Annotated in this window: 19 protein-coding genes; 7 read left to right on the forward strand and 12 right to left on the reverse strand. The window is 62.9% G+C overall.

Translation table 11 applies throughout. The features are described from left to right. Nucleotides 1-4: 4 nt before the first annotated feature. Nucleotides 5-1,252 carry a radical SAM protein gene (locus tag AC1RMD_RS28815; protein ID WP_492931883.1) on the forward strand — a complete coding sequence of 416 codons (1,248 nt, stop codon included), beginning with the start codon at nucleotides 5-7 and terminating at the stop codon, nucleotides 1,250-1,252. 11 nt (nucleotides 1,253-1,263) lie between these two features. On the opposite strand, the gene rimO is transcribed toward AC1RMD_RS28815, so the two are convergent. Then, the gene (gene rimO / locus AC1RMD_RS28820) at nucleotides 1,264-2,655 is read right to left on the reverse strand and encodes a 30S ribosomal protein S12 methylthiotransferase RimO (protein WP_492931885.1); all 1,392 of its coding nucleotides are present in this window, start codon (nucleotides 2,653-2,655) and stop codon (nucleotides 1,264-1,266) included. 140 nt (nucleotides 2,656-2,795) lie between these two features. Here rimO and AC1RMD_RS28825 point away from each other — a divergent pair, with 140 nt between their 5' ends. Beyond that, nucleotides 2,796-3,803, forward strand: a complete 1,008-nt coding sequence (locus AC1RMD_RS28825; RefSeq protein WP_492931887.1) for a LacI family DNA-binding transcriptional regulator — start codon at nucleotides 2,796-2,798, stop codon at nucleotides 3,801-3,803. 3 nt (nucleotides 3,804-3,806) lie between these two features. Here the strand turns inward: AC1RMD_RS28825 and AC1RMD_RS28830 are convergent, their stop codons facing one another. After that, entirely contained in the window at nucleotides 3,807-4,325 is a 519-nt protein-coding gene (locus AC1RMD_RS28830; protein WP_492931889.1) for an ArsR family transcriptional regulator, read from the reverse strand. Here AC1RMD_RS28830 and AC1RMD_RS28835 point away from each other — a divergent pair. Further along, complete coding sequence (locus AC1RMD_RS28835) at nucleotides 4,303-5,574, forward strand: S41 family peptidase (protein ID WP_492931891.1); 1,272 nt, start codon at nucleotides 4,303-4,305, stop codon at nucleotides 5,572-5,574. The two genes, AC1RMD_RS28830 and AC1RMD_RS28835, sit on opposite strands and share 23 nt — an antisense overlap. Nucleotides 5,575-5,590: 16 nt before the next feature. Here the strand turns inward: AC1RMD_RS28835 and AC1RMD_RS28840 are convergent, their stop codons facing one another. From AC1RMD_RS28840 to phaC, 7 genes are all read right to left on the reverse strand, one after another. Next, nucleotides 5,591-6,676, reverse strand: coding sequence for an ABC transporter ATP-binding protein (locus tag AC1RMD_RS28840; RefSeq protein WP_492931893.1), 1,086 nt, complete (start codon nucleotides 6,674-6,676; stop codon nucleotides 5,591-5,593). 1 nt (nucleotide 6,677) lies between these two features. After that, complete coding sequence (locus AC1RMD_RS28845) at nucleotides 6,678-7,616, reverse strand: carbohydrate ABC transporter permease (RefSeq protein WP_492931955.1); 939 nt, start codon at nucleotides 7,614-7,616, stop codon at nucleotides 6,678-6,680. A 32-nt stretch (nucleotides 7,617-7,648) separates the two neighbouring features. Further along, nucleotides 7,649-8,533: a carbohydrate ABC transporter permease gene (locus AC1RMD_RS28850; RefSeq protein ID WP_492931895.1), complete on the reverse strand. Its 885-nt coding sequence runs from the start codon at nucleotides 8,531-8,533 to the stop codon at nucleotides 7,649-7,651. A 3-nt stretch (nucleotides 8,534-8,536) separates the two neighbouring features. Beyond that, a complete protein-coding gene (locus tag AC1RMD_RS28855) occupies nucleotides 8,537-9,790 on the reverse strand; it encodes an ABC transporter substrate-binding protein (protein ID WP_492931897.1) in 1,254 nt (417 codons plus the stop codon). A gap of 57 nt (nucleotides 9,791-9,847) precedes the next feature. Next, a complete protein-coding gene (locus tag AC1RMD_RS28860) occupies nucleotides 9,848-11,224 on the reverse strand; it encodes a GH1 family beta-glucosidase (RefSeq protein WP_492931899.1) in 1,377 nt (458 codons plus the stop codon). A 173-nt stretch (nucleotides 11,225-11,397) separates the two neighbouring features. After that, complete coding sequence (gene phaR, locus AC1RMD_RS28865) at nucleotides 11,398-11,961, reverse strand: polyhydroxyalkanoate synthesis repressor PhaR (RefSeq protein WP_020706485.1); 564 nt, start codon at nucleotides 11,959-11,961, stop codon at nucleotides 11,398-11,400. Nucleotides 11,962-12,162: 201 nt separating this feature from the next. Next, nucleotides 12,163-13,899 (reverse strand): class I poly(R)-hydroxyalkanoic acid synthase, encoded by a 1,737-nt coding sequence (phaC, locus tag AC1RMD_RS28870; protein WP_492931901.1) that lies wholly within the window; start codon nucleotides 13,897-13,899, stop codon nucleotides 12,163-12,165. A 46-nt stretch (nucleotides 13,900-13,945) separates the two neighbouring features. Between phaC and AC1RMD_RS28875 the strand changes: the two genes are divergently transcribed. Then, the gene (locus AC1RMD_RS28875; RefSeq protein WP_332856109.1) at nucleotides 13,946-14,170 is read left to right on the forward strand and encodes a hypothetical protein; all 225 of its coding nucleotides are present in this window, start codon (nucleotides 13,946-13,948) and stop codon (nucleotides 14,168-14,170) included. Nucleotides 14,171-14,187: 17 nt separating this feature from the next. Here the strand turns inward: AC1RMD_RS28875 and pgeF are convergent, their stop codons facing one another. Continuing rightward, nucleotides 14,188-14,976: a peptidoglycan editing factor PgeF gene (pgeF, locus tag AC1RMD_RS28880; protein WP_492931903.1), complete on the reverse strand. Its 789-nt coding sequence runs from the start codon at nucleotides 14,974-14,976 to the stop codon at nucleotides 14,188-14,190. Beyond that, on the reverse strand, nucleotides 14,976-16,022 hold the full coding sequence (locus AC1RMD_RS28885; RefSeq protein ID WP_492931905.1) for an RluA family pseudouridine synthase: 1,047 nt from the start codon (nucleotides 16,020-16,022) through the stop codon (nucleotides 14,976-14,978). Before AC1RMD_RS28885 ends, pgeF begins: the two co-directional genes overlap by 1 nt. Nucleotides 16,023-16,087: 65 nt before the next feature. Here AC1RMD_RS28885 and AC1RMD_RS28890 point away from each other — a divergent pair, with 65 nt between their 5' ends. Continuing rightward, a complete protein-coding gene (locus AC1RMD_RS28890; protein ID WP_492931907.1) occupies nucleotides 16,088-16,888 on the forward strand; it encodes an outer membrane protein assembly factor BamD in 801 nt (266 codons plus the stop codon). Between the two features lie 157 nt (nucleotides 16,889-17,045). On the opposite strand, the gene yaaA is transcribed toward AC1RMD_RS28890, so the two are convergent. After that, a complete protein-coding gene (yaaA, locus tag AC1RMD_RS28895; RefSeq protein ID WP_492931909.1) occupies nucleotides 17,046-17,813 on the reverse strand; it encodes a peroxide stress protein YaaA in 768 nt (255 codons plus the stop codon). A gap of 35 nt (nucleotides 17,814-17,848) precedes the next feature. Between yaaA and AC1RMD_RS28900 the strand changes: the two genes are divergently transcribed. Next, a complete protein-coding gene (locus tag AC1RMD_RS28900) occupies nucleotides 17,849-18,298 on the forward strand; it encodes a putative toxin-antitoxin system toxin component, PIN family (RefSeq protein WP_492931911.1) in 450 nt (149 codons plus the stop codon). 69 nt (nucleotides 18,299-18,367) lie between these two features. Continuing rightward, a complete protein-coding gene (locus tag AC1RMD_RS28905) occupies nucleotides 18,368-19,558 on the forward strand; it encodes a pyridoxal phosphate-dependent aminotransferase (protein ID WP_492931913.1) in 1,191 nt (396 codons plus the stop codon). Nucleotides 19,559-19,564: the final 6 nt, after the last annotated feature.

Below are 19,564 nucleotides of genomic sequence, written 5' to 3' on the forward strand. Positions count from 1 at the left end.
ACTCATGTCCAGCGCGCCTTTCCGCAATCAAGCGATCGCCTACGATGACCACGGCAACATTCCGCTCGACCTAGCCTTTCGCCAGCTGCGGCCCACGGACATCAGCCTCTATCTGCAACTCGACACCACCGTCGGCCGGAAAACCTGCCGCCAGGCCTGCGCCCACTGTTTTTACATCAACCAGCCGGCGGCCGCCAAGCGCTCGATCGACCTGCTCGAAGGCCGCCGCATCATGGACGGACTGACGGCGCAGGGCTACCACGTGTTCCCCATGATTTCCGACAGTTTTGGCCGGGACGGCCAGTTCCTGCGCCTGTTCGGCGACTCGCACAACCGGGACTTTCATCAGGAAGACAATCGCAGGCCGACCAAAACCATGCAACGCGGCGACATGTGGACCAGCGGCGCGCCGCTACTCGATGCGCAATGGAAGGAGTATTTGTGGACCGGCATAGAAAACGGCTTCGGCAATGTCACCATCACTTTTCACGGCATTCTGGACGACAATCTGGAGCTGTTGCCGGCGGAGGACTATCCGATCAAGGGCGTGTTCGCCGGTCGCGACTGCGAACGCGTGATTGCGCGCATCCACGCCTTCAACGACGAGCTGCGGGACGGCGCGGCGCGGGTTCCGGCGCGGCTGCTGGCGCCGCTTGATATCAATATCGGCGTGACGATCGGCAAGCATAACCATAGCCGGGAACACCTGCTGCGTTACACCGCCTACTTCGCCAGGCAGGGCATTTCAGTGCTGCGGTTCAATGCCTTCCACGATCATGGCGGCCGCTTGCCGCAGCTGCCGCTGACGCCGGCTGAACGAGCGCACTGGTACCGTGATTTGAAATGGGTGCATGAAAACGTCCCGCTCGACTTCCAGCTCGGCGTCGACGAGGATTTCGGCAGCAGCGGGGTCGAAGCCATGGGCTTCCCACCCCATGTGGGATGGTGCCGCGCCGGCCAGCAGCTGTTCGCCATCGTCCCCGATCCGCCGGCCATCATCGCTGCCGGAGACTACGGCCGCACCGAACACATCGGATCGATAGCGGCCTGCGTGGACGCCTTCCACCCCATCGTCGGCAAACTGATACGGGAGACGCCGGCGGCCGGCGGCCAGCCGGACTACAAGCTCGAGTTCTACCACGATGTGATCGAGGAACTGCAACGCAAGCGCCTGGACGGCACCTACCGTGACGGCTGCTACGCGCCGGAGATGTTATCGAACAAAGCCGTGTTCATCGCCGTCGCGCGTTAAACCGGCGAGGCTTATTGCGCCTCGCCCCACAGGTCGTGGGCGTCGGAGGTGGTGATCTTGACGTCGAAGAACTGACCGACCGCCAGCTTCTTGTGCGGCTCGTACGGCGGCTTGACGTACACCACGCCGTCGATTTCCGGCGCGTCGGCGCTGGAGCGGCCTACGCCGCCGCTGCGGTTGACTTCATCGATCAGCACGCGCACGGTGGTGCCGACCTTGGCCTTCAGGCGCGCTTTCGAGATTTCTTCCTGCAGCAGCATCACACGGCCGCGGCGCTCTTCGCGCAGCTCTTCCGGCACCGGATTGGCCAGTTCGTTGGCGGTGGCGCCTTCGACCGGCGAGTAGGCGAAGCAACCCAGGCGGTCGATCTGCGCTTCCTTCAGGAAGTCCAGCAGGTATTCGAATTCGGCCTCGGTCTCGCCAGGGAAGCCGGCGATGAAGGTCGAGCGGATGGTCAGGTTCGGATTCATCGCGCGCCAGGCCAGGATGCGGTCCAGGTTCTTCTCGCCGCTGGCCGGACGCTTCATGCGCTTGAGCACATCGGGATGCGCGTGCTGCATCGGGATGTCCAGGTAAGGCAGGATATGCTCGCCCATCATCGGGATGACCTGGTCGACGTGCGGGTATGGATAGACGTAGTGCATGCGCACCCAGGCGCCGTACGACTTGGCCAGCTCGCCCAGCGCTTCCATCAGCTGCGTCATGTGGGTCTTGATCGGGCGGCCGTTCCAGAAACCGGTGCGGAACTTGACGTCGACGCCGTAGGCCGAGGTGTCCTGCGAAATCACCAGCAGTTCCTTGACGCCGGACTTGAACAGGTTCTCCGCTTCCAGCATCAGCTCACCGATAGGACGCGAGACCAGGTCGCCGCGCATCGACGGGATGATGCAGAACGAGCAGCGGTGGTTGCAGCCTTCGGAGATCTTCAGGTAGGCGTAGTGCTTCGGCGTCAGCTTCACGCCCTGCGGCGGGATCAGGTCGAGGAAAGGCTCGTGCGGCTTGGGCAGGTGCAGGTGGACCGAGTCCATCACTTCGGCCAGCGCGTGCGGGCCGGTCACGGCCAGCACCTTCGGGTGCACCTTCATGATGATGTCGTCGCCGGCGGCGTCTTTTTTCGCGCCCAGGCAACCGGTCACGATCACGCGGCCGTTTTCGGCCAGCGCTTCGCCGATGGCGTCCAGCGATTCCTGCACCGCGGCGTCGATGAAGCCGCAGGTGTTGACGATGACCAGATCGGCGCCGTCGTAGGACTTGGCAGTCTCGTAGCCTTCGGCACGCAGCTGGGTCAGGATCTGTTCGGAGTCGACCAGCGCTTTAGGGCAGCCGAGCGAGACGAAGCCGACTTTAGGCGCAGGTGCGCCGGTTGCGGGCTTGGGGAGACGGGAGAGTGGTTGCGATTGCATGATAGGTTGCTTTATACGCCATGAAAATTACGAGCAATCGAACATTATACCCCATTCGCCATAGGGAGATCATGCTAGGATAGAGGCTAACCCAGTGGCCCGCATCGGCGCCGCTTCCATCACCCAGTTCAGGAGAATTCGTGGCAACGCTGAAAGATGTCGCAGTGCTCGCCGGTGTAGGCATGTCGACAGCATCGCGCGCCATTTCAGGCGCCGGTCCGGTATCGGCCGAGGCGATGAAAAAAGTCCAGGCCGCGATCGAACAACTCAACTTCCGTCCCTCGTCCATCGGCCGCTCGCTGTCGGCGCAGTCGCTGGGCATGATTGGAATATTTACACCCTCGTTCTTCGGCGCCTACTATGGCACCATCCTCAAACAGACCGACGTTGAATTGCGCGCCATGCGCCGGCACGTGGTCGTGGCCACCGGCTGCGGCGACGGCTCGCCGCGCGACGAGGCGGTGGAAGCGGTGAAGTTCCTGATCGGCCGCGATTGCGACGGCATCGTGGTGCTGGGCCATGACCTGTACGACGAGGACCTGATCTCGCTGCAAAAAATGCATCCGAAGATGGCCTTCCTGAATCGCCGCAGCCCGCAGCTGCCGGACGCCTCGTTCTGCCCCGACCATTTTCACGGCGGCGAACTGGCGGCGCAAACCTTGCTGCAAGCGGGCCACCGCGAACTGGCGGTGATCTCCGGCCCGGCCACCACGTCGGATAACCAGGAGCGGCTCGATGGCTTCTTCGCCGAGCTGCAACGCAGCGGCATCGAGCGTTCGGCGGTGACGCTGATCGAATCGGACTTCTCGCGCGAGGGCGGCTTCGGCGCCACCCAGCGGTTGATCAACGAGGGCCTCAAGTTCACCGGGCTGTTCTGCGCCAACGATGAAATGGCGGTCGGCGCCCTGTCCTGCTTCCACCGCGCCGGCGTCGGCGTGCCGGGCCAGGTCTCCGTGATCGGCTATGACGATGACTACTCGGCCGAGTACTCGTCGCCGGGACTGACGTCGGTGCACATCCCGATGCAGCAGTTGACGCAGAACGCCGTGCGCTGGCTGCTCAACCTGTGCTACGGCACCCAGCACGAGATCGTCCGCGACTTCCCGGTCACGGTGACGATGCGCGGCTCGGTGGCCCGGCGCGGCTAACGGCTACGGCTCGCCCCTGCGCTTGGGCTCCGGGATGTGCGGCGCCAGCACGAACGCGCAGCTGAGCAGCTGATCCCGTTCGCTGGTGCGCGGACGGCTCATCAACTCGCACAGCCGTTCGAGCAATGCATTGGTCTCCGCCAGTTCATCCCGGCTCAGCCAGGCCTTGTTACGGGCCGCCCATAACTGCCGCGACGGCCCCGCGGTAACCACGCCGTCGATCTCCAGCGCCCCCGCAAAATCCTTTTCCGCGACCTGTAGCAAACCATGGGCAAATTTACGCAATGCCGTCACATGGCGTTCGCTGTCGATCCGATACGCAAGGCGCAAAGGCCCCGCCGGCTTGCCGGCGAGCCGGTAGTGGCGTTGGTCATCGCCCTGCCCGTCCAGCTCGACGATCAGGCTGGCCTTGCACAGCACTTTCAGGTGGTAGTACAAACCATCGGCATGGCGACCAAGTTGCAGCGCGATCTCCGCCACGCTGGCGCCACCGCCAAACATGCTGGCCCTGCTGGCGTTCACCCTGTTCGCGCCTGCAGCGCCTGCGGCCACGGAACCGCGCATCAGCGCGGCACAGCTGCGGGACGATCTGGCCTTCGTCCGGCGGACGATCGACAGCGCGCATCCCAACCCAGGCTTCTCGGCCAACCCGGAGTCGGTGGAGCGGGCATTGCGCGCGCTGGCCATGGACACGACAGCGGACTTGACCCGCGACGAGACATGGCGGCGCCTGTCGACGCTGAATCCCATATTCGCCGATGCCCATTTTTTCGTCGGCTACTCGGATTGGCTCGCGGACAGCACGGCCCATCTTGCGTCCGGCGGCGCCTTCTTCCCTTTCGAGGTCGATATCGATGGCGCGGGAAAGCTGTACATCCGCGCCGCGCTGGGCGCGGGGTCAACCGAATTGGCAAGCGCGCGCATCCTCTCGATCAACGGCGTACCGGCGGAGCTGGCGACGACCGAACTACTCAATCGGATGCACGGCGACACGCCCCTGTTCCGGTCGACGCTATTGGCCAAGCGCTGGTGGCTCTATCATTGGAAGATGTATGGCGCAGCCGCGCAGTATCGGCTTGAGCTGTCGCGCGGAGGCCGGCGATGGTCGGTCAACGTTCCGGCAAGCGCAAGCAAGCCCGCGGTGCTGCAAGCGGCAACAAGCTTTGAGCGCCAGTTCGATTTCGAGCTCAAACCCGGAGGCAAGGCCGTACTCAAGGCCGGCTCCTTCAGCCACGAATTCCTGGACCGATTCCTTGGCCTGGCGCAGACCTCGTTCGCTCGCATGCGCCAGGAGGAGACAGGCACTCTGCTCATTGATATCAGCGACAACGGCGGCGGCGACGACCAGCTGTGGCTCGAAGGCTTGATGCCGTATATCGCCACGCGTCCATACCGCACCGGCTCGACCTACACCAAAAGAGTAGCCGAAGCGAACCCGCAACGGGGAGAAACCGCAGGCCAGATCGTCGACGGCGAGATCCAGACGTGGCATGAGCCGCAGACCGGCCTGCCCCAGCTCTTCAAGGGCAAGGTGGAAGTGCTTATCGGCCCCTCCACCTACTCGTCAGCGGTGCTGTTCGCAAACGTGGTCCAGGATTTCGGCTTCGGCACCCTGACCGGCGCGGGCGGAGCCGCCCGGCGCGCACAGTCCGGCGGCGTCAGGAAATTCGTGCTGCCCAATAGCGGACTGGTTTTGTGGGTACCGCGCTTTGTGCTGGCGCCCCCGGCAGGCGCGCCGGCGGGTGCACTGCTCGCCCCAGCGCCGGAATAAGAAAACAGCGCTGGTGTCAGAGCCGCTGTTCGCTGGCGCCGTCGAAAAGTGAAATGCGCCTGGTGCGGATCGAGAAGCTGATGTCTTTCTCGGTTTCGAGATGCTGCTGGTCCTGCACGATGCCCGCGACCTGGGTGCCGTGGAAGTCCAGCCACAACACGCGGTGCGCGCCCATCGCCTCGATCAGCGAGACCGATGCGCACACCACGTTTTCAGCGCCGTCGCAATTGCCGACGTCGATGTCTTCAGGCCGCACGCCCAACACGCATTCCTGCTTGCCGGCAGGCCGCTGCTGGTAGGGATAATCCGTCACGTCGACCGACATGTGGTCGTTGCGGAACAGGATGCGGCCGCCCTCCTGTTCCAACCTGCCCTTGAACAGGTTCATGCCCGGCGAACCGAGGAAGGTCGCCACGAACAGGTTGGCCGGCTCGTTGTAGATGTTGGCCGGCGTGTCGAACTGCTGCACCGCGCCGCCCTTCATCACCGCCATGCGCTGCGCCAGCGTCATCGCCTCGACCTGGTCGTGGGTCACGTAGATCATGGTGGCGCCCAGCTGCTTGTGCAGCTGCTTCAGTTCGCGCCGCAGTTCGGTGCGCAGCTTGGCGTCCAGGTTAGACAGCGGCTCGTCGAACAGCATCACGTCCGCTTCGCGCACGATGGCGCGGCCGATCGCCACGCGCTGGCGCTGGCCGCCGGACAGGTTGGCCGGCTTGCGCTTCAACAGCGGCCCCAGTTGCAGCATGTCCGAAGCGCGCGCCACGCGGCGGGCGATTTCCGCTTTCGGCGTGCCGTTGATGCGCAGGCCGAAGGACATATTGGCTTCCACGTTCATGGTCGGATACAGCGCATACGACTGGAACACCAGCGCGATGCCGCGGTCCTTGGGATCGGCCCAGGTCATGTCCTTGCCGCCGATTTCGATCTGGCCGGAGGTGGTGTCGATCAGGCCCGCGATGGAATGCAGCAGGGTCGACTTGCCGCAGCCCGATGGGCCCAGCAGCACCACGAACTCCCCTGCTTTCACATCCAGGTTCAACGACTCGATGACCTTGTTGCCGCCCAGCTGAATCTGCAAATTACGAATAGCTACGTTAGACATGTTAACCCTTCACTGCGCCGGAGGCGATGCCGCGCACGAACCAGCGGCCGGAAATGAAATAGAGAGCCAAGGGCACGACCGACGTCAGGATGGTCGCTGCCATGTTGACGTTGTACAGGCGCTCGCCGGTGGTGGTGTTGATGATGTTGTTCAGTTGGACCGTCATCGGCAGATGCTCGGAACCGGCGAACACCAGCCCAAGCAGGAAGTCGTTCCAGATGCCGGTGACCTGCATGATGACGGCGACCACGATCACCGGCGTCGACATCGGCAGCATCAGCTGCAGGAAGATGCGCCAGAAACCGCCGCCGTCGATACGGGCGGCCTTGAACAGCTCCATCGGCAGCGACGCGTAGTAGTTACGGAACAGCAGCGTCATCACCGGCATGCCGAAGATGGTGTGGATCAGCACAATGCCGGGCAAGGAGCTGAACAGGTTCAGCGCAGCCAGCACGCGCACCAGCGGATACACCATCACCTGCACCGGAATGAAGGCGCCCATCATCAGGATCGCGAACAGCAGGCCGGCGCCGCGCGGCCGCCAGAACGACAGCGCGTAGCCGTTCACCGCGCCGATGGCGATCGACAGCACGGTGCTGGGCACCACGATGGCGACCGAGTTCCAGAAGCCGCCGCGGATGCCGTTGCACTCCAGTCCCGTGCAGGCGGACTGCCACGCTTGCAGCCAGGGCTCCAGGGTGGCGTGCATCGGCAGCGCGAACAGCGTGCCGAGGCGGATCTCTTCCATCGGCTTGACCGACGTCACCAGCATCACGTACAGCGGCAGCAGGAAGAACAGCGCCGCCACGATCAGGAAGCCGTAGACGCCGATGCGGGCCGGCGTCCACGCCAGCTTGCGGCGCGGCCGGATGGCCGGCGGCGCGCCGACGGTGCTGTCGTTGGCGGCGGCGCCCGGCGCCAGCCCTGCTGCTTTTTCCATTCCTGCCTTGTCGAGTTTGACGACCTGCCCCATCATGCCCCCTTCGCAGCGCGGCGGTTGCGCACATAGTACAGCGGCGCGACGATGGCCAGCACCGTGGACAGCAGCACGATCGACGCCGCCGAAGCGAGGCCGATGTTGGCGCGGCCGAACAGGTAGTCCATGATGAACTTGGCCGGCACTTCGCTGGCCGTGCCCGGGCCGCCCTGCGTCATCGCCACCACCGAGTCGAATACCTTCACCACCATCACGAACAGCAGCACGAAGGCGGTCGACACCGAAGCGCCCAGCATCGGCAGCACAATGCTGACGTAGACGCGCCAGCGCGGAATGCCGTCGATGCGGGCGGCCTTCCACAATTCCTCGTCCACGCCGCGCAGGCCGGACAGCATCAACGCCATCACCAGGCCGGAAGCCTGCCACACGGTGGCGATGACGATGGTGTAGATCGCCATGTCCTGGTCGACGATCCAGTCGAACTTGGCGTCGGCGAAGCCCAGCTTGTGCAGCACTTCCTGGATGCCCAGTTCGGGATTCAATATCCACTGCCAGATCAGGCCCGTGGCTACGAACGACATCGCATACGGATACAGGAAGATGGTGCGCAGCGCGCCTTCGGCCATCACCTTCTGGTCGATGAACACCGCCAGCAGGAAGCCGATGAGCAGGCAGGCGGCGATGAACAGCACGCCGTACACGGCGACGTTTTGCAGCGACAGCAGCCAGCGCTCGTTGTTAAACAAACGGATGTACTGCGAGGCGCCGACAAAGTCGCTGGCCGGGAAGGTGCGCGAGCTGCTGACCGACACGCGGGCCGTCCACAGCATCGTGCCCAGGTAGGCCAGCAGCACCGTCAAGGCCATCGGGATCATGGCGATGTAGGCGGCGATGGAAACGCTTTGACGCTTCTTGGCCATGGCTTATTCGTCCTTCAGCGCGCGGGCAAAGGCCTTTTGCGCGTCGTCCGCCGACTGGTTCTTGTTCCAGTAGCTGGTCAACACGTCCTGCAAGGCGCCGGTGGTGTCCGGGGTCGCCAGCATTTCGGCGTTCGGCAACTGGCGGCTCTTGTCCTTGATGATGGCCAGGCCCTGCCTGGCGCAGATGTCCAGCGTCGATTCATCGACGTCGCCACGAATCGGGATCGCGCCCTTGCGCGAGTTGAAGGCCACCTGCGCGGCCGGCGAAGTGACCACCGTCGCCAGCAGCTTCTGCGCCTTGATGGCGTTGGCGTCGGTGGTTTTCGGGAACACGAAGGCGTCGCCGGCGACGATATACGGCGCCTTCGGTCCAAAGCCGGGGAAGCAGCCGAAGTCCTTGCCCGCCACCTGCTTGGCCGACGAGAACTCGCCCTTGGCCCAGTCGCCCATGATCTGCACGCCGGCCTTGCCGCTGACGACCATCGCCGTCGCGTCGTTCCAGTTGCGGCCCGGCGAGCCGGCATCCACAAAGGCTTTCAACTTTTTGAAATCGACCAGCACCTGCTTGAAGGCCGGCGACATCACGGCTTTCTGGTCGCGGTCGCGGTACACCTTGAGGTACAAGTCGGCGCCGCCGACCATCGCGAAGATGGCGTCGAAGGTGATCTTCTCCTGCCATACCTGCCCGCCGAAGGCCAGCGGCACCAGGCCTGCGGCCTTCAGCTTGGCCAGCTGCGCCAGGAACTCGTCCCAGGTTTGCGGCTCGTTGGCGATGCCGGCTTTTTTATACGCGGCCTTGGAGTAGAAGAACCAGGCCGGCATATGGATGTCCACCGGCGCGGCGTAGAAGTGGCCGTTGATCTTGATCGCGGACAGTATCGACGGCGGCATGATCTGGTCCCACTTGCCGGCGGCCGCCACGTCGTCGACGTTGTTCAGCAAGCCCTGCTCGACGAAATCGCGGAACTGCTTGGAGGTGTTGAACTGCGCGGCGGTCGGCGCATTGCCGCCGACGATGCGGTTGATGGTGGTGGCGCGCGACTGGTCGGCGCCGGCGATGGCGTTGTCGATCCACAGGCCGCCGGCCTTGTTGTATGCGTCCGCGAACTGCTTGACCGCCTGGGATTCGCCGCCCGAGGTCCACCAATGGATCACGGTTGCCTTCAGGGGCGCCTGCGCCTGCGCAGTCGTGGACAACCCCGCGCATGCGGCCAGGGCCAGCGCGATGGCGCTTCCCCGTTTTGTAGCCTTAATCATTCTGTCTCCTGTGGGCGTCGAGCGCCCATTTTATTCGGATGCCTGCCGGAAGTTCAATTATTTGAAGTTCCGTTTAGCGAGGAAATCCGCCACCAGCCTGGCGCTGCGCTTCAAGGTGCGCTTCTGGGTCGCATAGTCCACATGGATGATACCGAAACGGCGTTCGTATCCGAAGGCCCACTCGAAATTGTCCATCAGCGACCAGATAAAGTAGCCGCGCACATCGACGCCTGCCTTCACCGCCTGGTTCACCGCTTCCAGGTGCCGGTTCAGGAAGGAGATGCGCTGGCGGTCGTCGACTTCGCCGGCGATCACCTCGTCGTCGGTGGCCATGCCGTTCTCGGTGATGTAGATCGGCGGCAGGTTCGGGTAGTCGCGATGGAAGCCGACCAGCAGGTGGCGCAGGCCGTCCGGATGGACTTCCCAGCCCATCTGGGTGCGCTCCACGCCTTCCAGCTCCACTTCCAGGTATCCGTGCTTGCCGTCGCTGACGACGTTGGTGCGGAAGTAGTAATTGATGCCGAGGAAATCGAGCCTGGCGCCGATGATGTCCATGTCGCCGGCCAGCATCGCCGGCTCGGCGCCCGGCCACAGCTCCCACAACGCCGACGGATAGGACTTCTTCAGCAGCGGATCGAGGATCCAGTTATTGTGCTGGAGCTCGAACAGCCAGGCCGCGTGCTGGTCGGCATCAGCGCTGCCGGTGCTGGTGCCGCGGCCGACGTTGGTGACGATGCCCACCTGCGCCGCCGGATCGTTGACGCGCAGGTGCGCCACCGCCAGCCCGTGGCCCAGCAGCAGATGGTGCATGGCCTGCGTGGCAAGCGCCACGTCCTGCCTGCCCGGCGCGTGGTGGCCGGTGCCGTAGCCGTGCATGGCCGAGCACCACGGCTCGTTCAGCGTGGCCCACGCGTCCACCAGGCCGGCCAGCTCCCGGCTGATCATGTCGGCGTATTCGGCAAAACGGTGGGCGGTGTCGCGCTTGACCCAGCCGCCCTTGTCTTCCAGGTGCTGCGGCAGGTCCCAGTGGTACAGCGTGACGTAGGTCTTCAACCCTTTAGCGCGCAGCGCCGTCAGCAGCTTGCGGTAGAAGGCGATGCCCTGTTGATTCGGTTGGCCGTCCGCGGTCATCACGCGCGGCCACGAGATCGACAGGCGATAGGCGCCGACGTTCAGGCTGGCCAACAGTTCGATATCCTCGGGCCAGCGGTGGTAATGATCGCAGGCGACGGCGCCGGTGTCGCCGGCCAGCGTCTTGCCCGGCGTGGCCGAGAAGGTGTCCCAGATCGAGGGAATGCGGCCATCCTCGGCGACGGCGCCTTCGATCTGGTAGGCCGCCGTGGCGGCGCCCAGCAGAAAATCCTTGTTCCACAGGACCGAATCGGCCGGCGGCGAGAACGTCTCTTCCAGTGCAACTGATGCATCAACTACCACAGCAACTCCTTCGTCTACTCGTGAAGTGGAAACGCTTCCACCGATGGTGTCGATAGTACTACTGAAGAAATTCTGGGGTCAACGAAATTCTGGTTTTTTTGTAACTTGGCTACAAAAAACGGCACAGCGACCGAAGTGGCTGTGCCGTTTTCAAGGCGACGGAGCGTGAAGGATTACTTCTTGTCGGTCGGTGGCACACCCGGAACGAAGGGGAAGGTGCCGAAGATGTTCTTGCTCTGGCTTTGCATCTGCTCCTGCATCTGCACGAACAGGCTCTTGCTCTGGTCGATGTAGTTGTTCATCATGCCCTGCATCATCGGGCCCTGGACGTTCATGAACTGGGTCCACATTTCCGGGCTGAATGGCTTGCCCTCCAGGCCGCCGGCCGTGGTGCCGGTGAACTTGCGCTGGATGTCGGTAAAGGCCTGCACGTTCTTTTCCAGGTAGGAGCCCATCATGCCCTGCATGGCGTGGCCGTAGAAGCGGATGATCTGCGCCAGCACGTCGCTGGAGAACATCGGCGCACCGCTGGCCTCTTCCTCCAGGATGATCTGCAGCAGGATGCTGCGGCTCAGGTCTTCATTGCTCTTGGCGTCGACCACGGTGAATTCTTCGTTGTCCAGCACCAGCTGCTTGACGTCCGTCAGCGTGATGTAGGAACTGGTCTGCGTATCGTACAGACGGCGATTCGGGTATTTTTTGATCAGACGTTCAGCATTTTTTTTCGCACTACTCATCACAAGTCCACTTATTGCGCCGCAGCGCATACTCTAACAATTCGAAAAAAAAGCGAACTTCGGTCCGCTTTCCCACTAGCCTACTTTTTCTATTATAGAGGGGAAAAAGCATGTCTTGCACAATCTGATATAACTTTTGGGTTTTATTGCAACGCAACCAAATTTACAGATCGACAATAATGTGCTTTTTCCCTGCCGAAATTAATCTGCACGTACCTTCACGTAGCGGCCAGGGGCCGGTTCGATGGCCTGGTAACGGGCATTGCCGGGCTTGGCCTTGGGCTTGACCTTCTTGCCGCCATGCTCGGCCAGGAAGTTGGCCCATTCCGGCCACCAGCTGCCGGGGTTTTCCGTCGCGCCCGCCATCCACGCCTCGCCATCCTGCGGCTTGGCGACGGCGCGGCCCAAAGGCTTGTCGTTGGTCCAGTAGCTGCGCTTGTTCTTGGCGACCGAGTTGATCACGCCCGCGATGTGGCCGGACGCGCCAAGCACGAAGCGATTCGCCTTGACCTTGCCCGGATTGAGGATGTTCATCGAGCTGAAGGCCGACATCCACGGCACGATGTGGTCTTCGCGCGAGCCGTAGATGAAGGCCGGCGCTTCGATGCTGCCCAGGTCGACCTTCTGGCCCGCCACCTTCAGCTTGCCGGTCTTGAGCTTGTTCTCCAGGTAGGTGTTGCGCAGATACCAGCAGAACATCGGGCCCGGCAGATTGGTGCTGTCCGAGTTCCAGTACAGCAGGTCGAACGGCGGCGGTTCGTTGCCCTTCAGGTAGTTGGACTGCACGTAGTTCCACACCAGGTCGTTCGGACGCAGGCTGGAGAAGGTGCTGGCCAGGTCGCGGCCGGGCATCAGGCCGCCGGCCTTCAGCTGCTGCTCGCGCATCGCCACCTGGGCTTCGTCGACAAACACGTCCAGCACGCCGGTATCGCTGAAATCGAGGAAGGTGGTCAGCAGGGTCAGGCTGGAGGCCGGCTTCTCGCCGCGCGCCGCCAGCACCGCCAGCGCGGTCGAGACCAGCGTGCCGCCGACGCAGAAGCCCAGCATGTTCATCTGCTCCTGGCCGCTGATGTCCTGCACCACGTGGATCGCTTCGATCACGCCCTGGTCGACATAGTCGTCCCAGGTGGTGCCGGCCAGCGACTGGTCGGGATTGCTCCACGAGACCAGGAACACGCTGTTGCCCTGCTCCACCGCGTAGCGCACCAGCGAGTTTTCCGGTTGCAAATCAAGGATGTAGAACTTGTTGATACATGGCGGCACCATCAGCAGCGGGCGCTGGTGCACCGTGGCCGTGAGCGGCTTGTACTGGATCAGCTGGAACAGCGGATTTTCATACACCACCGTGCCTTCGGTGGTGGCCAGGTTGCGGCCGACTTCGAACGCCGATTCGTCGGACAGCGAGATATGGCCCTTGTTCATGTCGGCCAGCATATTGGCCAGGCCCTTGGTCAGGCTCTCGCCCTTGGTGTCGATCAGCTTTTGCTGGGCCTCGGGATTGGTGGCCAGGAAGTTGGCCGGCGACATGGCGTCGATGATCTGCTGCACGGCGAAGCGGATCTTTTGCTTTTGCTGGCTCGAGGTGTCGACCGTGTCGACCATCGCATTCAGGAATTTGGCGTTGAGCAGGTATGATGCCGCATTGAACGACGACATGGGATTGCCCTGCCAGGCGGACGACGTGAAGCGGCGGTCGGCCACGTCGGGCGATTTGCCGGACAAAAACTCCTGCCACAAATCGCCGAAATCTTGCAGATACTGGTTTTTCAGCTGCTCCATGGCCTCTGGTTTCACCGAGGCGCCCACATCCTGCATCATGGCGGCCAGCGGATTGGCGTCCGTGGTGGGCGCCATGTTGAACCAGGATTGCCACTGTCCGGGGTCGCTCATCTGCGACATCCAGGCGTTGGCAATGGCTTGAGGATCTGGCAAATTCATGTTTGATTCCCTAAAAATAGTTTAAATATCTTTAACTGGGCTGCTGATGCTGATTGTTGCTATTGCTTGGATCTACGTGGTCGGACTGATGGCTCTGACCGAGCCCACCGTCGTTGCGGGAATTGTAACGTTTTTGTTCTACTGCGTGCTGCCCTTGGGCACTTTGATCTACATCTCGGGCACCGGCAAGCGCAAAGCCCGCCGCCGCGCGGCCGAATTGGCGGCGCACCAGGCCCGCCAGGCCGCGGCCCAAACCGAAGCCGAAGACTAAGCCAGCGCCGGCTTGATTCATTTGATCCAGATCAGGGCCGCCTGCCGGCCGGTGACGCCGTCGCGCCGGTAGGAATAAAAACGGCTGGAGTTGGACACGGTGCAGAACTCGCCGCCATGCACCTGCATCACCCCCGCCCGGTGCAGCAGGTAGCGCGCCAGGCCATAGATATCGGCCAGGAACTTGGCCGGCTTGCCCTCGATGGGCGAAAACGCCGCTTCCACGTGGCGCACGCCGGACGCGTCGGTCGCGCCGCTCAGGAAAGCCTGCTTCACTTCATTGCCGACCTCGAACTGGTAGGCGCCGATTGCCGGGCCCATCCAGGCCATAACCTCGCCGGCGCCGGCCGCGCGCATCGATTCCACGGTATTTTCCAGCACCCCGGCGGCCAGGCCGCGCCAGCCCGCATGCGCGGCCGCCACGGTCTTGCCTTCGACGTCGCAGAACAATACCGGCAGGCAGTCGGCCGTCATGATGACGCAGGGCTTGCCCGGCGCGGCGGAGAAGCTGGCGTCCGCCTCCGGCACGTCCTGCGGCCCGATCCGGGCCACATCGACCACCGCCGTGCCGTGCACCTGCGACAGCCAGGCCGGCGTTCCCGGCAGCAAGGCGCGCAGGATGTCGCGGTTGCGCGCCACATTGTGCGGCTGGTCGCCGACGTGGGTGCCCAGGTTCAGGCCGCCGCCGCCCATGCCGTCGTCATACGGCGCCGGGCTGACGCCGCCCCGCCGCGTGGTCGACAACGCGCCCACCTTGTCTGGCAAGCCAGGCCAGTGCGGGATCAGCCAATGTGACGGGGTAGACATCAAATTCCTTCCGGTACCTCGATGCTGGCGCGAGCCAGCAACTCGGCAAAATCGTCGGCCAGCGGCACGGTCCATTCGCATTGCTCGCCGGTGGCCGGATGAACCAGACCCAGGCGACGCGCCTGCAGCGCCTGGCGCGGGAAATAATCGGCCAGATGCTGCTTGCCGTAGGTGGTGTCGCCCACCAGCGGGAAGCCGATCGACATCATGTGGACGCGAATCTGGTGGGTGCGGCCAGTTTCCAGGCGGCACTGCACCAAGGTCACGGGACGGCCTTCGCCCAGCTTGCCGCCGCCCAGCACCTGATAGTGGGTGATGGCCGGCTTGGAGCCCATGCCGGTCGACACCGCCATCTTGATGCGATCCTTCGGGTGGCGGCCCATCGACGAATCGATCGTACCGCTAATCCGCGGCATGCCCCACACGATTGCGAAATACTCGCGCTTGACGGTGCGCGCGGCCAGCTGGCGCACCAGGTCGGTCTGGGCCGGCAGCGTCTTGCCGACCACCATCAGGCCGCTGGTGTCCTTGTCCAGGCGGTGGACGATGCCGGCGCGCGGCACGCCCGACAGCTGCGGGCAGTGGTGCAGCAGGCCGTTCAACAGCGTGCCGGACCAGTTGCCGGCGCCCGGGTGGACCACCAGGCCGGCCGGTTTATTGATCACCATCAGGTGCTCGTCTTCGTAAACGATGTTAAGTTCCATCGCTTCCGGCTTAAAAGCCTCGTCTTCCGGCGCCGGTTGGGGCAGAATGACGATCTTCTCGTCGCCGTAGACGGTGTCCTTGGTGCTTTTGGCCGGTTTGCCATCGACAGTGACGAAGCCGTCGGTGATCCACATTTGCAGGCGGCCGCGTGAAAATTGCGGGACCAGGTGCGAAATGACTTTATCGAGGCGTTGACCGCAGACTTCCGGGGTCAATTCCAGTTGGATCGGAGCCAGCCCGTCGTCTTCGCCGAAATCGCCGTCCTGCTCGACCAGCAGGTCGGCATCGGATTCATGATCGGAGGAAGATTCGGCCAAATTCGGCTTTGGAGTTAATATCACAGCATTCCCATCGGCTATAATCAGCCTATTGTAAAACTTTGGTTAAACAGCTTCTTGCAAAACATATGCAAAAAAAATTGAAAGTAGTCGCAGCAACGTTGGTTCTGCTTAGTTTGTCCGCTTGCGGTTTGTTCTCGGAGAAAATCGACGAGACTAAAGGTTGGAGCGCTACGAAATTATACTCGGAGGCGAGCGAAGAGCTGGAAGGCCAGCACTACGAACGCGCAATTCAGTTGTACGAGAAGCTGGAATCGAGCTATCCGTTCGGCACTTACGCCCAACAGGCGCAGATGCAGATCGCTTACGCCTACTACAAATCCCAGGACCAGGCGCAGGCGCTGGCGGCCGTGGAGCGCTTCATCAAGCTGCACCCCAACCACGCCAACGTCGACTACATGTACTACCTGCGCGGCCTGATCAACTTCAACGACCAGATCGGCTTCCTGAATTTCATCTACGAGCAGGACGCCACCGAACGCGACCCGAAGGCCACGCGCGAAGCCTACGCGGCCTTCAAACAGCTGGTGGACAAGTTCCCAAACAGCAAGTATACGCCGGATTCGCTGGATCGTATGCGTTATCTGATCAATGCGATGGCTTCGTATGAAGTACATGTGGCGCGTTACTACTACCGTCGCGGCGCCTACCTGGCCGCGGCCAACCGCGCCATGGGCATCATGAACGACTACCGCGCCTCGCCGGCGATCGAAGAAGCGCTGTTCATCATGATCCGCAGCTACGACAAGCTGGGCATGACCGAACTGCGCGACGACACCATGCGCGTGTTCAAGCTGAACTACCCTGCCAGCAAGTTCCTGGACGAAGGCAAAAAAGCCGAACGTCACTGGTGGAAACTGTGGAATTAAGCTGAATTTCACTTGAAATCCAGCAAAAACCGGGACCCAGGTCCCGGTTTTTTATTTTTTTACAACGGGGTCAAGTCTGACATTCGGACACGAGCTCTACCGTAAGCATTGCTACGGTAGAGCTCGTGTCCGAATGTCAGACTTGACCCCAGTGGGTTTATTCGACCCGGCGACGGAAGATCCAGGTTTTGTCGTCCGAGTCTTTCTTGTCGAAGGCATAGCCGTCGACGTTGAATTTCTTCAGTTTCTGCGGGTCGGTGATGCCTTTGACGGCGGCGAAACGCGCCATCAGGCCGCGCGCCCGCTTGGCGTAGAACGAAATGATCTTGTATTTGCCGTTTTTCCAGTCCTCGAACTGCGGCGTGATCACCGGCACGTCCAGCAGCTTGGGCTTGACCGACTTGAAGTATTCCTCGGACGCCAGGTTGACCAGTGTCTCGGCGCCCTGCTCGGCCGCGGTCTGGTTCAGCGCCCGGGTGATGGTCTCGCCCCAGAAGGCGTACAGGTCCTTGCCGCGCGGGTTGGCCAGGCGGGTGCCCATTTCCAGCCGGTGCGGATGGATCAGGTCCAGCGGGCGCAACATGCCGTACAGCCCGGACAGGATGCGGATGCGCGCCTGCGCATAGTCCAGCTGGCCCGGCTTGAGGCTGCGCGCGTCCAGGCCGCCGTAGACGTCGCCGTTGAAAGCCATCACGGCCTGGCGGCCTTCGGCGGTGTCATGGGTCCAGCTGGCGTAGCGGGCAACGTTGAGCGCCGACAGATTGTCGGACAGGTCCATCAACTCGCCGATCTGCACCGGCGAAAACTCGCGCAGGCGGGTGATCAGCTGGGCCGAGTGGTCGAGAAAATCAGGTTGGGAGTGCAACTTGGTGGTCGGAGGGGTCTCCAGGTCGAGACTTTTTGCAGGCGAAAGCACTATCAGCATAAGATTCCAGATAAACATTTTTACGAACTAAGCACATGATACCTGTTCCAGAGAAACTCACACCGACGCGCATCGTTATCGATACCAACGTCTGCCTCGACCTGTTCGTGTTCAAGGACCCGCGCTGGGCCGCGCTGCTGGCCGCGCTGGAAAACGGCACGGTCGAAGCCATCACCCGCGCCGACTGCCGCGACGAGTACAACATCGTGCTGCACTACAAGCACCTGCCGCTGGACGACGACACCCGCCCGCTGGCCGCCGCCCGCTTTGACCAGCTGATCACGGTGGTCGCCCCGCCCGAGTCCGGCATCCGCCTGCCGGTCTGCACCGACAAGGACGACCAGAAGTTCCTCGAGGTGGCGCGCGACGCCAACGCCGCCATCCTCATCACCAAGGACAAGGCGCTGCTGAAACTGGCGCGCCGGCTGGCCAAGGCCGGCATGTTCAAGGTCATGGTGCCAGAGGCGTGGAGCCCGGAAGCCTAAGGTTTTTTTCACCACACCAAACCCGGCGCGCTGAGCTAGAATAGGCTATCTGTCCACTACACGCCCGCCATGAATAGCCGCAACAATCTGCCGAGCAGCACGCCGTCCACGCCCGTCCTGACCAGCCGCCTGCCGGCGGTCGGCACCACCGTGTTCACCCGCATGTCCACGCTGGCCGCGCAAGCGAACGCCGTCAACCTCGGCCAGGGCTTCCCCGATTTCGCCTGCGAGCGCAGCCTGCTGCACGCCGTCAACGACGCCATGCACGCCGATTTCAACCAGTATCCAATGATGAGCGGCGTGCCGCTGCTGCGCCAGGCCATCGTCGCCAAGATCGCCGCCATCTACGGCCACCAGTACGACGTCGACACCGACATCACCGTCACCGCCGGCGCCACCCAGGCGCTGACCACCGCCATCCTGTGCTGCGTGCATCCGGGCGACGAGGTGATCGTCATCGAACCGAGCTACGACAGCTACGTGCCGGCGATTACGCTGGCCGGCGGCGTGCCGGTGCTGGTGCAGATGCGGGCCGGCGCCGACGGCTACACGGTGCCATGGTCCGCCGTCGCCGCCGCGGTCAACGGCAAGACCCGCCTGATCGTCATCAACTCCCCGCACAACCCGACCGGCAGCGTGCTGCGCGCCGCCGACCTGGCAGCGCTGGCCGACATCGTGCGCGGCACCGACGTGCTGATCCTGTCGGACGAGGTCTACGAACACATGGTCTACGACGGCCAGCGCCACGAATCGGTGTGCCGCCATGCGGAACTGGCGGCGCGCGCCTTCGTCGTCTCCAGCTTCGGCAAGACTTACCACGTCACCGGCTGGAAGATCGGCTACGTCGCCGCGCCGGCCGCGCTGTCGGCGGAGTTCCGCAAGGTGCACCAGTACAACGTCTTCAGCATCAACACGCCGATGCAGCACGGCATCGCCAGCTACATGGCCGATCCCAAGCCCTACCTGGAACTGCCGGCCTTCTACCAGCGCAAGCGCGACCTGTTCCGGGAAGGACTGAAGGGCTCGCGCTTCGAACTGCTGCCGGCCGACGGCACGTATTTCCAGTGCGTGCGCTACGACAAAATTTCAACGCAAACGGAAGCGGAGTTTGCGCAGTGGCTGACCACCGAGATCAAGGTGGCGGCGATACCGGTATCGGCGTTTTACCAGCAAGGCAAGGAATCGGGCATCGTCCGTTTCTGCTTTGCCAAAAAAGATGAGACCCTGGCACTCGCGTTGGAGCGACTGGGCAAAGTTTAATTCGGG

This window comes from Duganella sp. GW822-FHT06D06, from assembly GCF_058799615.1.

Bases quoted from the DNA above. Each gene is read 5' to 3' on its own strand.
- AC1RMD_RS28815 (WP_492931883.1), top strand. From the start codon at position 5: ATGTCCAGCGCGCCTTTCCGCAATCAAGCGATCGCCTACGATGACCAC.
- rimO (WP_492931885.1), bottom strand. From the start codon at position 2,655: ATGCAATCGCAACCACTCTCCCGTCTCCCCAAGCCCGCAACCGGCGCA.
- AC1RMD_RS28835 (WP_492931891.1), top strand. From the start codon at position 4,303: ATGCTGGCCCTGCTGGCGTTCACCCTGTTCGCGCCTGCAGCGCCTGCG.
- AC1RMD_RS28840 (WP_492931893.1), bottom strand. From the start codon at position 6,676: ATGTCTAACGTAGCTATTCGTAATTTGCAGATTCAGCTGGGCGGCAAC.
- AC1RMD_RS28845 (WP_492931955.1), bottom strand. From the start codon at position 7,616: ATGGAAAAAGCAGCAGGGCTGGCGCCGGGCGCCGCCGCCAACGACAGC.
- AC1RMD_RS28850 (WP_492931895.1), bottom strand. From the start codon at position 8,533: ATGGCCAAGAAGCGTCAAAGCGTTTCCATCGCCGCCTACATCGCCATG.
- AC1RMD_RS28855 (WP_492931897.1), bottom strand. From the start codon at position 9,790: ATGATTAAGGCTACAAAACGGGGAAGCGCCATCGCGCTGGCCCTGGCC.
- phaR (WP_020706485.1), bottom strand. From the start codon at position 11,961: ATGAGTAGTGCGAAAAAAAATGCTGAACGTCTGATCAAAAAATACCCG.
- phaC (WP_492931901.1), bottom strand. From the start codon at position 13,899: ATGAATTTGCCAGATCCTCAAGCCATTGCCAACGCCTGGATGTCGCAG.
- AC1RMD_RS28875 (WP_332856109.1), top strand. From the start codon at position 13,946: ATGCTGATTGTTGCTATTGCTTGGATCTACGTGGTCGGACTGATGGCT.
- pgeF (WP_492931903.1), bottom strand. From the start codon at position 14,976: ATGTCTACCCCGTCACATTGGCTGATCCCGCACTGGCCTGGCTTGCCA.
- AC1RMD_RS28890 (WP_492931907.1), top strand. From the start codon at position 16,088: ATGCAAAAAAAATTGAAAGTAGTCGCAGCAACGTTGGTTCTGCTTAGT.
- yaaA (WP_492931909.1), bottom strand. From the start codon at position 17,813: ATGCTGATAGTGCTTTCGCCTGCAAAAAGTCTCGACCTGGAGACCCCT.
- AC1RMD_RS28900 (WP_492931911.1), top strand. From the start codon at position 17,849: ATGATACCTGTTCCAGAGAAACTCACACCGACGCGCATCGTTATCGAT.
- AC1RMD_RS28905 (WP_492931913.1), top strand. From the start codon at position 18,368: ATGAATAGCCGCAACAATCTGCCGAGCAGCACGCCGTCCACGCCCGTC.